Here is a 12,094-nt window from a genome sequence, read left to right on the forward strand (position 1 = left end):
AACGCACATGCTGCTGATCTCATGCCCCAACTGCGGCCCCCGGGATGAAACCGAATTCCACTACGGCGGCCAGGCCCACGTGGCCTACCCGGAAAATCCCAACGAACTGAACGACACGGAGTGGTCCCGGTACCTCTTCTACCGCGCGAACCCGAAGGGCACCTTCGCCGAGCGCTGGGTCCACAGCACCGGCTGCCGCCAGTGGTTCAACATGCTGCGCGACACCGCCAGCTACGACATCAAGGCCGTGTACCGCATGGGCACGCCCCGCCCCGACGCCGGCGATTCCCGCACGGACACCACCCCCGCAGCCCCGGAAGGAGCAACCAAGTGACTTCCCAGAACGCCCGCCTGACCACCGGCGGCCGCATCGACCGCACCATCTCCTGGCGTTTCACCGTTGACGGCGAGGAATTCACCGGCCACCCCGGCGACACGCTGGCCTCCGCACTGCTGGCCAACGGCCACATCGCCGCCGGCAACTCCCTCTACGAGGACCGCCCCCGCGGCATCATGTCCGCCGGTGTGGAAGAGTCCAACGCCATGGTGAAGGTGTCCGCACGCTTCCCGGGCCACGTGGCCGAATCCATGCTCCCCGCCACCACCGTTTCCCTGGTGGACGGGCTCGACGCTGAACTGCTCAGCGGTCTGGGCAAGCTTGACCCGGCCGAGGACCACGCCGAGTACGACAAGAAGTACGTCCACACCGATGTCCTGGTGGTAGGCGGCGGCCCCGCCGGCCTGGCCGCTGCCCGCGAAGCTGTCCGCACCGGCGCCCGCGTCATGCTGCTGGATGACCAGCCCGAACTTGGGGGCTCCCTGCTTTCCGGTTCCACCGCCGCGGACCTGGCCGAGACCATCGAAGGCAAGCCGGCGCTGGAATGGGTGGCCGACGTAGAGGCTGAACTGGTTTCCACCGAAGAGTGCACGGTCCTGAACCGCACCACCGCCTTTGGTGCCTACGACGCCAACTACGTCATCGCCGTCCAGAGCCGCACCGACCACCTGACCAGTCCCGCCGCTCCCGGGGTCTCCCGCCAGCGGATTTGGCACATCCGTGCCAACCAGGTGGTCCTCGCTCCCGGCGCGCACGAGCGTCCGCTGGTGTTCGAGAATAACGACCGGCCCGGCATCATGCTCGCCTCCGCCGTCCGTACCTACCTGAACCGCTATGCAGTGGCGGCCGGGCAGCGCGTAGTCATCAGCACCACCAACGACAGCGCCTATGCCCTGGCCGCCGACCTTCGCGCCGCCGGGGTCAAGATTGCCGCCGTGGTGGATGCCCGTCCGCAGCTCACCGACGTGGCTGCCGCTGCCGTCGAAGCCGGCATCCGCGTGCTGATCGGCAGCGCGGTGGCCAACACCAGCGCGGACGCCGCGGGGCGGCTGGACGGCGTCACCGTCCGCAGCATCAACGACGACGGCGAGCTCACCTCGGGCGTCGAACGGATCGCCTGCGACCTGCTGGCCGTCTCGGGTGGCTGGAGCCCGCTGGTGCACCTGCACTCCCAGCGCCTGGGCAAGCTGCGCTGGGACGAGGACCTCGCCGCGTTCGTGCCGAGCACCGTCGTCCCCAACCAGCAGACCATCGGCTCCGGCCGCGGCTCGTTCGGGACCGCCGACTGCCTCGCGGAGGGAATCTCCGCCGGCGCAAAGGCGGCCATCGCTGCCGGGTTCGCATCCGCCGTCGTACCTTCCCCGCTGGGCGAGCCGAAGGCCTCCGCCCCAACCCGCCAGCTGTGGCTGGTGCCCGGCGAAACCGGCACGCCGGACGACTGGCACCACCACTTCGTGGACTTCCAGCGCGACCAGTCCGTGGCGGACGTCCTGCGCTCCACCGGGGCCGGCATGCGCTCGGTGGAACACATTAAGCGCTACACCTCCATCAGCACCGCCAACGACCAGGGCAAGACCTCCGGCGTCAACGCGATCGGCGTGATCGCCGCGGCCCTCCGCACGGCAGGTGAAGCATCCCGGGGCATCGGCGAGATCGGCACCACCACCTACCGCGCACCGTTCACCCCGGTGGCCTTCGCGGCGCTGGCAGGACGCCAGCGCGGGGAGCTCTTCGACCCGGCCCGCATCACCTCCATCCACCCCTGGCACGTTGCCAAGGGCGCCCTGTTCGAGGACGTGGGGCAGTGGAAGCGGCCCTGGTACTACCCGCAGGCCGGCGAAGACATGGACGCGGCCGTGCTGCGCGAATGCGCCGCGGTCCGTGAATCGGTCGGTTTCATGGACGCCACCACGCTGGGCAAGATCGAGATCCGCGGCAAGGATGCGGGGGAGTTCCTGAACCGGATGTACACCAACGCGTTCAAGAAGCTCGCCCCCGGCTCCGCCCGCTACGGGGTCATGTGCCTGGCTGATGGCATGATCTTCGACGACGGCGTGACCCTCCGGCTGGACGAGGATACCTTCTTCATGACCACCACCACCGGCGGCGCCGCCAAGGTGCTGGACCACCTCGAGGAATGGCTGCAGACCGAGTGGCCCGAACTCGACGTGCACTGCACCTCGGTGACGGAACAGTGGAACACCATTGCCGTCGTCGGGCCCAAATCCCGTGAGGTCCTCGCCAAGGTGGCGCCGGAACTGGCCGCCGACGGCGGCCTGGACGCCGAGGCGTTCCCGTTCATGACCTTCCGCGAAACCACGCTGGCCTCCGGGGTCCGCGCCCGGGTCTGCCGGATTTCGTTCTCCGGCGAGCTGGCCTACGAAATCAACGTTCCGGCCTGGTACGGGCTCAACACCTGGGAGGCAGTTGCCGCGGCAGGTGCCGAGTTCAACATCACCCCGTACGGCACCGAAACCATGCATGTGCTCCGCGCCGAAAAGGGCTACCCGATCGTGGGGCAGGACACCGACGGCACCGTTACGCCGCAGGATGCCGGCATGGAATGGATCGTCTCCAAGGCCAAGGACTTCCTGGGCAAGCGCTCCTACTCCCGGGTGGATGCTCAACGTGAAGACCGCAAGCACCTGGTGAGCGTCCTTCCCGTGGACGGCTCGCTCCGCCTGCCGGAAGGCACCCAGCTGGTGGAAAAGGGACGCTCCACCAACCCGGCCTACGGGCCGGTACCGATGGAAGGCTTCGTCACCTCCAGCTACCACAGCGCAGCACTGGGCCGGTCGTTCGGCCTGGCCCTGATCAAGAACGGCCGCAACCGCATCGGCGAGACCCTCGTGGCCGCCGCCGGCGACCAGCTGGTTGACGTTGTCGTCGCAGAAACCGTGCTTTTTGACCCCGAAGGGACCCGCAAAGATGGCTGAGACAGCAGCATCCCCCACTGCCCCGCAGGACTCGGCAGACAAGAACCTGGCCGCCCGTGTGAGCCCGGCCGCCAGCCTGAAGGACGCCTTCACGGCAGGATCCCTGGCCGGAACCGTGGAACTCACGGAACTGCCGTACCTGACCATGGTGGGCCTCCGGGCCGACGTCCGCAGTGACACCGCGCAGCGGCTGGCCGCCGTTACCGGCGGGCTGCCCGGCGGCTCCGGTTCCGTGGTGGTCCACGGTGACACCTCGGTGCTCTGGCTGGGGCCGGCCGAGTTCCTGGTGGTGGCGCCCACCGAAGCCCACGAATCCCTGGGCGGGGACCTCCTCCCGGCCCTCCGGGAAGCCCTGGGCGGGGACTCAGGCCAGGTGGTGGACCTCTCCGCCAACCGCACCACGTTCGAACTGACCGGCCCCCGGGCCCGGGCCGTGCTGGAAAAGGGCTGCTCGCTGGACCTGCACCCGCGGGTCTTCAAGGCAGGCACCGCCTTCTCGACGGAGGTTGCGAACATCCCGGTGGTCCTGTGGAAGACCGGTGAGGAGACGTACCGCATCTTCCCCCGGGCTTCGTTCGCCGAGTTCCTGGGCCGCTGGCTCCTGGACGCCATGCGGGAGTACGCCTCACCCGAGGTTCCCTGATGGCGCTGAGCGTCCTTGATCTGTTCTCTGTCGGCATCGGGCCCTCCTCCTCACACACGGTGGGCCCGATGCGGGCGGCGAAGCTCTTCGCGGACGGCCTCAAGGCGGACGGCCTGCTGGCCGCCACGGCGAGGGTCCAGTCGGAGCTGTTCGGCTCCCTGGGTGCTACCGGACGGGGACACGGCTCGGACAAGGCCGTGGTCCTCGGGCTGCAGGGGCTGGAACCGGAAACAGTGAACACCTTCACGGCCGATGACCAGGTGGCAGCCGCAGCCCTGGACGCCGAACTCCATATCGCCGGCACTCACCGGGTGGACTTCAACTGGGAAGAGGATGTGGTGCTCCACCGGCGCAAGTCCCTCCCGGCGCACCCGAACGGCATGACCTTCCGGGCGCTGGACCACGCCGGAGCCGTATTGAGCGAGCGGAGCTTTTACTCCATCGGCGGCGGCTTCGTGGTGGACGGAGACGCGGAAGGGGCGGACAAGGTAGTGGCCGATGACACCGTGCTGCCCTATCCCTTCTCCACGGCGGACGAACTGCTGGAGGTGTGCCGCCGCGAAGGCATGTCCATTTCGGACGTCATGCTGGCCAACGAACTCACCTGGCGCAGTGAAGCGGAACTCCGCAAGGAGCTGCTGGGGCTCTGGGCCGTAATGCGCCAGTGCGTGGAGAACGGCTGCAACGCGGAAGGCATCCTGCCCGGCGGCCTGAAAGTGACCCGGCGCGCACCCGCGCTGTTCCGCACCCTGACGGCCTCGGCCGCCACAGCCGAAGCCGCGGCAGCATCGCCGTCGCCCGTTAAAGCGCCGGCCGATCCGCTGCTGGCGATGGAATGGGTGAACCTGTTCGCGCTCGCGGTCAACGAGGAAAACGCCGCCGGCGGGCGGATCGTCACCGCGCCCACCAACGGCGCGGCCGGGATCGTGCCTGCCGTGCTGCACTACTACGTGAAGTTTGTCCCGGGGGCGGACGACGACGGCGTGATCCGCTTCCTGCTGGCGGCAGCCGCCGTCGGAATACTTTTCAAGACGAACGCCTCCATCTCCGGCGCCGAAGTGGGCTGCCAGGGTGAGGTGGGCTCGGCCTGTTCGATGGCTGCAGCCGGGCTCTGTGAAGTGCTCGGCGGGACGCCCGGTCAGGTGGAGAACGCCGCGGAGGTGGGCATCGAGCACAACCTGGGCCTGACCTGCGACCCCGTGGGCGGGCTGGTGCAGATTCCCTGCATTGAGCGGAACGCGATTGCCAGCGTGAAGGCCATCAACGCGGCCCGGCTGGCCCTGCACGGGGACGGCAGCCACAAGGTCTCGCTGGACAAGGCCATCAAGACCATGCGCGACACCGGAGCCGACATGAAAACCAAGTACAAGGAAACCTCCCGAGGAGGACTCGCCGTGAATGTGATCGAGTGCTGAGCCATGACCGCCACTGAAACCCATATCCCGGCCCCCAAGGCGTCCACCACCGTGGAGCACGTCCTGACCCTGGACTGCCCGGAGGGCCCCGGCATCGTGCATGCCGTTTCCGGCTTCCTGCTGGAACACGGCTGCGACATCATCGACAACAAACAGTTCGGTGAGCGGTCCGAAGGGCACTTCTTCATGCGCGTGCATTTCGCATCCGAAGGGGATGAGTCCACGCTCGAGGTCCTGCGGGACTCGTTCGCCCCCGTGGCCGAGAAGTTCGGCATGCGGTGGCAGCTGGAACGGCAGGGGTCCAAGCGCCGCGTGCTGATCATGGTGTCCAAGTTCGGCCACTGCCTCAACGACCTGCTGTTCCGCGCCCGGATCGGCGAGCTGCCCGTGGACGTCGTGGCCGTGGTCTCCAACCACCGGGACCACCAGGCCCTGGTGGAGTGGCACGGCATCCCGTTCCACCACGTGCCGGTCACCGCCGAGACCAAACCGGCGGCGGAAGCTGCGCTGATGGCACTGGTGGACGGGCTGGACGTTGAGCTGGTGGTGCTGGCCCGCTACATGCAGGTGCTCAGCGACGACTTGACCCGCAAGCTGGACGGACGGGCCATCAACATCCACCACTCGTTCCTGCCCAGCTTCAAGGGTGCCAAGCCGTACCACCAGGCCTACGCGCGCGGTGTAAAGACCGTCGGCGCCACGGCCCACTATGTCAATGCGGAACTCGACGAGGGGCCGATCATCTCGCAGCAGGTGGTGGACGTGGACCACACCTACGGTCCCGAGGACCTGGTGGCCGCGGGGCGCGACACCGAATGCAAGGCCCTCTCCAACGCTGTGAAGTGGCACTGCGAGGGACGCGTCATCCTCCACGGCAACCGGACCGTGGTGCTGCGGTAAGTTGCCGGGCACGCAAAGGGACTGCGGCTACGGAAACGGTCCGGGGACACGTGGATCCACGCGTCCCCGGACCGTTTGCGCGTCCGGTTACGAAAGCTGACGCTGCGGGCGTCGGCCTGGCTACTGCCCGGCGAGCTGATCCAGGACCGCGAACGGGTTCTGAGCCCCGCCATTCGCTGCTACCACGATCCTGCGGTCCAGGACATGGCTGCCGCCGGCCGGGATCTCCACCTGGAACTTGCTCATGATCCAGTTACGGAGACCGTACCCGCTGAAGGATCCGCTTTCAGCCGTGTAGGCCAGGCCGTACGTCTGCTGGTCCGCGCCCGTTCCGGCTTGGCCGATCCACCGGCCGTTGGGCTCGTAGCTGGCGGCGGTGCCCGTGTCGATGACCGGGTGGCCCGCCACGCCGCTGCGCTGCCCCGCCCCGTCGTAATCCATGGCGTCACCCACCCAAAGGGCGAGTGCGGCGGGGGAGGTGTTCCGGAATTCGGTTTTTGCCGTGATCCACGGGTCCTCCGCATTGGCTGAGTAGGTGGTGGTCACCGTGAGGCCCGGATGTTCGGCCGAGGTGCCCGATGCGCGGACTACAGCCCGTTCACCGGTGTTCTCGACAATCTCCACCGACTCCGTACGAACCTGGGTCTGCGCCCAGGCGTTTCCGCCGGTTGGTTCCGACGATGTCACGTACGGCAGGTTGATCCAGTCCAGCTGGTCGGGCTGCCCCGTGAGGGCCATGTCCAGTGGCTTGCCCGTGGTCGACTGGTCCAGCTGGGGATCGTTGAAGACCTTGGAGATGGCGAGGGCCAGCTTCTTGTTCTCGATCACGATGTCCTGGACGCCGCCCTCAACGAGGCCGCCGGCCAGTCGTTTCCCTGTGCTGGCGTCCACGCTGACCGGGCGCAGTTCGAGGTCGACGGTGGGGGATTGCCCCGCAGCCACCTGGATCTCCCGGGTGGCCGTGGCGGAGCCGAGCCGTGCCGCCTGCACCGTGTACGTTCCCGGCCCCTGTTCAAGGCCGAGCTGGTAGGTCCCGTCAGACGCCGTGGTGGTGGTGCCCGCCAAGGCGCCGTCCCGCATCAGCTGGACACCTACGCCCGACGCCGGAGCTCCGCTGGCAGCGTCGGTCACAGTTCCCGAAACGGAGGACCAGCGCGCGGCGGCGGTCCCGCCGGGCGTGAAGGCGTACAGGTTGCCGTCCAAGGCCCCTGCCACGACAGTATTGCCGCTCACCGCAGGGCCCGCGGCTACCCAGGTCCCGATATTGTGCTGCCAGAGCGGTTGTCCCGTCCGGGAGTCCAGTGCGTAGAAGTTGCCGTTGTTGGCGCCGACGAAGAGGGTTTCACCGCTCAGCGCTGGAGAGGTGTGCACGCCGCCGCGGTACTTCTCTCCGGGCAACAGACGATCCCACAGCACCGCGCCGGTGGTGGCATCCAGCGCGGTGACAGCGCCGGAGGGGAAGCCCATGTAGATGGTGTTCCCGGCAATGGTGGGAGCCGCCGGTGTGGCGTTGCCGTTCACCAGGGACGGGTGCTGGCTCCTGTAGGTCCAGAGGGTCTGGCCCGTAGCGCCGTCCCGGGCAATGATTCCGTTGCCGGAGCCGATGTAGACGCGGCCGTTGCCTGCAGACGGAATTCCGTCCTGCCATCCGCCCAGCGTGGCGGCGCCGGTCCACAGCGCCTTCCCGGTGGCCAGGTCGTAGGCCATGACGCGGTCCGCCGTTTGGTTGCCCACATACACGCGGCCGTCAGCCACTGCGGGTGTCCCGTCGCTCATGGTGCTGCCGCTCATCGGCGAAGCCCATACGCGGTTGCCGGTCTTCACGTCCAGCGCGATCAACAGCCCCTGCTTCGCCTCCCCGTGGCGGGTCTGGTAGGGGTAGAGGACCTTGCCGGCGGCCACGGTGACGCCGTAGTAGCCGTAGGTGCGCTGGTTGTAGTTTTCGGGTGCGGGCTCGGGATTGTGCTGCCACCTCAGCTGCCCGGAGGCAGCGTCGACGGCAAAGAGGCTGCCGCGGAGCGTGGGAACGAAAACGAGGCCATCGGACACGGCGATGCTTCCGTGCACCGATGACGGCACCTTATAGGTCCAAAGCTGCTTGCCCGTGGCCTGGTCCACTGCGTGGACGGCGCTGTTGCCGTCCCCGTTTTCGTCACGGGTCCCGGCGTACACCACGCCGTTGACGATGGCGGGTGAACCTGTCAGGAAGGTCCCTTCCGTCCGGTAGGACCACGCGAGCCGCTGCCCGGCATCGATGCGGTCTGCCGCCACGCCTGTGTGCCCCTGGTCGCCATGGTGCTGCGACCAGTCGGCACCCTTCACCGGGATGATCGCCTTGTCGGCAGTGAAGGTGAAGGTTGAGGTCTTGGTCCAGGACGCGCCGGTGGCGTCTGTGGCCCGTACCTCGACCGTGTGCTTGCCGGGCTTCCTCAGGTCACCCTGCAGTTCGGAGTGCCAGGTGAAATGGCCGGTTGCCGCCAGCGGGCGCCAGTTGCCGCCGTCGAGCCTGAACTCAGCCTTCACCGGGGCATCCGTCGTGTCATAGGCGTTGGCCTGGATTCCCGGGAACCTGTCCAGCGGGATGCTGCTGCCATCCGCAGGGCTGGTGATGGTGAGGTCCTTTTCCGCACCATACATGCGGAAGGGGTTCTCGAAAGACTCGTCCGTCATGGAAACGTAGCGGAAACCGCGGGGCGAGTTATCGATGGAGTACGAGCTCGACGTCGTCTGGATGTGCTTCGCCGTGCCCGCGAAGGCACTGTCCGGCTCGACGTCGTTGGAGTGTTCATGGCCCACGAGGATGAGCTGCGCCTTGTACTGCTCCAGCAGGGCGCCGTACTGGTCGTAGATGTTCTGCGAGCCGAAGGGAACGTTCATCGGCTGGTGGGTCAGAACCACCAGCTCCTTGTCCCCGACGTTCTTCGCCAGGTCTTCCTTTGCCCACGCGAGCTGCTCGTCGAAGGGTGCGCTGCCGTTGTTTTCCAGCACGATGAAGTGGCGGTTCCCGTAGTCGAAGGAATACCACTCCGGGCCCACATGGTTCCGGTAGTTGTTGATGCGGTTGGCGTACCCCGTTCCGGCGGAGTATTCATGGTTGCCGACGGCGGGCCATACCGGGACCTTGGACAGGGATGTTGCCGCCTTGAACGCTTTGAATTCCGCGTCCGTTGCGTTATTCGTGAGGTCACCGCTGACCTGGATGAAGCCAACGTCCTGACCGGTGGCGTTGATTTCCTGGATCTGCTCCGGCAGATCGGCATTGACGTGGGGATCGGCGATGTTGCCGAAGGTGAAGTTGCTGCGCGCCGCGTCCGCGTCCTTCGTCAGGGCGAAGTCGGCGGTTTTCTGCTCGTCGGCAGCAAGCGTGCCGAGGTTGCGGTAGAAGTGGGGCGCCATGAATTCGTCGGTGCCCACGGAGTATCCGGCGGGCTGGCTGACGAACACCAGGTCAGTGTTCCGGCGCTCGGTACGCGTTTCCAGGCTGTAGCGGCCATCGGCGTCCGTCACCACGATGGTGGCACCGTCCGATACCGAGACGCCGGGGAGAACAGGCTCGCCGGGGTCGAAGGCGTCGTTTCCGTTGCGGTCCTCGAAGACCGTACCGGAAACCATGGCGGTGGCTGGATTAAGGGCTTCGTCGACGGCGGAGCTCACCGGGGCGGCGACGACCAGGCCGCCAAGAGCGGCTGTGCCGGCATACAGGGCCAGCCGCAGGCGGCGCGTGCCGGAACCCGTGCGGGGACAGGGCGCCGGGGGTGTGGGTTTCATGCGAGTAAGAACCTTTCAATGAACCAGAAGAGGCCAACAGCTGCGACCGTGGCGGTCGCCCCACGCAGCGCCGGAGCAGACCATCTGGCCCGACGTACGAGCAGGATCAGGGGAAACGCAACGAGGAGCAGGAGGGCCTGGCCTGCCTCGATGCCGATGTTGAAGCTGATCAGGGACGTGACCAGGCTCCAGCTGAACTCATCGGTGACACGGAGGGAACCGGCGAACCCCAGCCCGTGCAGCAGGCCGAAGACAAACACCGCCGGCAGCCTTCGCCGTGTGGCACCCAGCAGGTTTTCGGCGGCGACGAATGCTATCGACAACGCAATCAGCGGCTCTACGACTTCGGCCGGAACGCGGATCCACCCGAGGAGGGCGCTGATCAGGGTGATGCTGTGCGCCAGGGTGAACATGGAGACCACCCCGAGCAGGCTCCGCACGTTCGCGGCGCCCAGGGCCAGCGCGACGACGAACAGCACGTGGTCCAGGCCGGACAGGATATGTTCTACGCCCATGGTGCCGAACCGTGCAGCTGCCGCTGCCGCTGACCCCTCGCCGATGGCGAGTTCAGCGTTGCTGCCATCCAGGACGGCCTGCCCTTCGACGCCGCCCAGGCGGTAGTCCACGATGTTTGAGTGGTCGTCCGCCACCGCATCCGTTTCCCGGAAGACACCGTATTTAAGCAGGTAGGAACCAGCCGTGGCGCCGCAGCTGTACTCCAGTTTCAGTTCGGCGTACGGGACGCCGTCCCGGCTTTTGATGTCGGTGCCGGCCAGCTCCCCCTGGCATGCCGCGCCGTCGAGGAAGAGGGTTATCCGGTTGGTCAGGTAGGCCTGGAGATTGCCGCTGCCTGCGGCCAGGGCAGCCTTTTGGCGAGGCGCATCGCTGGCGGAGACCGCATCCGGGCCGAGGTCGACTGCGCGCGCCAGCATCCCGAATTCGAGGCTGAGATCGTAGGAAACTGAGGGTCCGTCGGCGGTGATGCGTGAGTACCCCGTTGAGTCCCGGACGTGGGCCGACGCGGGAAGGACCCCGGCCCCCAGGAAAGCAACGATCAACAAAAGGAGTCCGGCGCTTTGGCGCAGCAGCGGCAGGGGTGACACGGGGATGCTCAATTCGCGGGGCAGGGTGATGGGTATGCCCAGTCCATACCTGTTGGTTGACCGGCCTGCGAATACGGGGTGAACTCCAGGGAACCGGCCACGAAAGCATGGCCGCGTCGATTCCCCGAACGGGCCTACTCCTTGAACAGCGCGGCGCCGACTTTCCCCACCTTTGAAGGAGGATGACGGCGTGTCCCGGCGACACGCCGTCGTTCTTCACCTCTTGGGGCTGAAAGGTGGGGAAAGCGCCCCGACCTTCATTGTGCTGGTCCTGTTCCTGGAGTTCTCCTTCTTCAATGCCGGGTACAACACCCTGACCAACGTCTACCCGGGCGAGGTGCTGCCCACAAAGATCCGCGGCATCGGAACGGGTTTTGCCGCCGCAGTCAGCCGTGTGGGGGCAGGCATCGGCACATTCCTGCTGCCGGTCTCCATGGAGAACCTCGGTCCCGGCCCGACGATGCTCATGGCTGCCGACGTGGCCTTCGCGGGGGCCGCGCTCTCGCAGTGGCTTGCCCCGGAAACCAAGGGCAAGTCACTGACTGAGGCCGCCGCGGGGTATGCGCGCTGACCCACGCCTGCTGCATTTTCGACGCCCATATGTGGTCCCGACCGGACCGCAGGCGCACCTCATATCTGGGGTGCGCCTGCCGCGTTGCACCTCGGAAATGAATATGCGCGTCGAAACCGCCGCGACTGCGCTGACGGACAACAACTGATCGCTGGCGGACAAGAGCCTTCGGGGACCCGCTGCCAAGCTTGATTCCACAGAGATTCCCCGCTCATGACTGGTGGCGGAGCTGCAGAGCTGTTGCTGGTGATCGCGCTGGAACTGGCCACCAGCCTGCTCGCTGCCACGCTGCTGGCACGGCTGCGGCGGCTGCCCGGCCCCGGGTGAGATTTTCGACGCGCATAATCATTTCCGACCGGGACCGGCATTGGCGCACCTCATATCTGGGGCGCGCCGGCGCATATGCGCATCGAAAACCAGT

8 protein-coding genes are annotated in these 12,094 nt (G+C 67.0%); 6 read left to right on the top strand and 2 right to left on the bottom strand.

The window, feature by feature from the left end; translation table 11 throughout:
• Positions 1-7 precede the first annotated feature (7 nt).
• The 5 genes from ACFWIX_RS00440 to purU are packed head-to-tail and all read left to right on the top strand — an operon-like array spanning position 8 to position 6,231.
• Entirely contained in the window at positions 8-334 is a 327-nt protein-coding gene (locus ACFWIX_RS00440; protein ID WP_377214139.1) for a sarcosine oxidase subunit delta, read from the top strand.
• Positions 331-3,273, top strand: coding sequence for a sarcosine oxidase subunit alpha family protein (locus ACFWIX_RS00445; protein ID WP_377214140.1), 2,943 nt, complete (start codon positions 331-333; stop codon positions 3,271-3,273). Before ACFWIX_RS00440 ends, ACFWIX_RS00445 begins: the two co-directional genes overlap by 4 nt.
• A complete protein-coding gene (locus ACFWIX_RS00450) occupies positions 3,266-3,916 on the top strand; it encodes a sarcosine oxidase subunit gamma (protein ID WP_377214141.1) in 651 nt (216 codons plus the stop codon). Before ACFWIX_RS00445 ends, ACFWIX_RS00450 begins: the two co-directional genes overlap by 8 nt.
• Complete coding sequence (locus tag ACFWIX_RS00455; RefSeq protein ID WP_377214142.1) at positions 3,916-5,331, top strand: L-serine ammonia-lyase; 1,416 nt, start codon at positions 3,916-3,918, stop codon at positions 5,329-5,331. Before ACFWIX_RS00450 ends, ACFWIX_RS00455 begins: the two co-directional genes overlap by 1 nt.
• Before the next feature lie 3 nt (positions 5,332-5,334).
• Positions 5,335-6,231 (top strand): formyltetrahydrofolate deformylase, encoded by an 897-nt coding sequence (gene purU, locus ACFWIX_RS00460; protein ID WP_377214143.1) that lies wholly within the window; start codon positions 5,335-5,337, stop codon positions 6,229-6,231.
• 120 nt (positions 6,232-6,351) lie between these two features.
• Here the strand turns inward: purU and ACFWIX_RS00465 are convergent, their stop codons facing one another.
• Positions 6,352-9,999, bottom strand: a complete 3,648-nt coding sequence (locus ACFWIX_RS00465; RefSeq protein ID WP_377214144.1) for a PQQ-binding-like beta-propeller repeat protein — start codon at positions 9,997-9,999, stop codon at positions 6,352-6,354.
• A complete protein-coding gene (locus tag ACFWIX_RS00470) occupies positions 9,996-11,114 on the bottom strand; it encodes a HupE/UreJ family protein (RefSeq protein ID WP_377214145.1) in 1,119 nt (372 codons plus the stop codon). The genes ACFWIX_RS00465 and ACFWIX_RS00470 overlap by 4 nt, the downstream gene beginning before the upstream one ends.
• Positions 11,115-11,292: 178 nt before the next feature.
• On the opposite strand from ACFWIX_RS00470, the gene ACFWIX_RS00475 reads away from it, so the two are divergent.
• On the top strand, positions 11,293-11,673 hold the full coding sequence (locus ACFWIX_RS00475; RefSeq protein ID WP_377214146.1) for an MFS transporter: 381 nt from the start codon (positions 11,293-11,295) through the stop codon (positions 11,671-11,673).
• Positions 11,674-12,094: the final 421 nt, after the last annotated feature.

Source organism: Pseudarthrobacter sp. NPDC058362 (assembly GCF_042723515.1).
Taxonomy (GTDB): domain Bacteria; phylum Actinomycetota; class Actinomycetes; order Actinomycetales; family Micrococcaceae; genus Arthrobacter.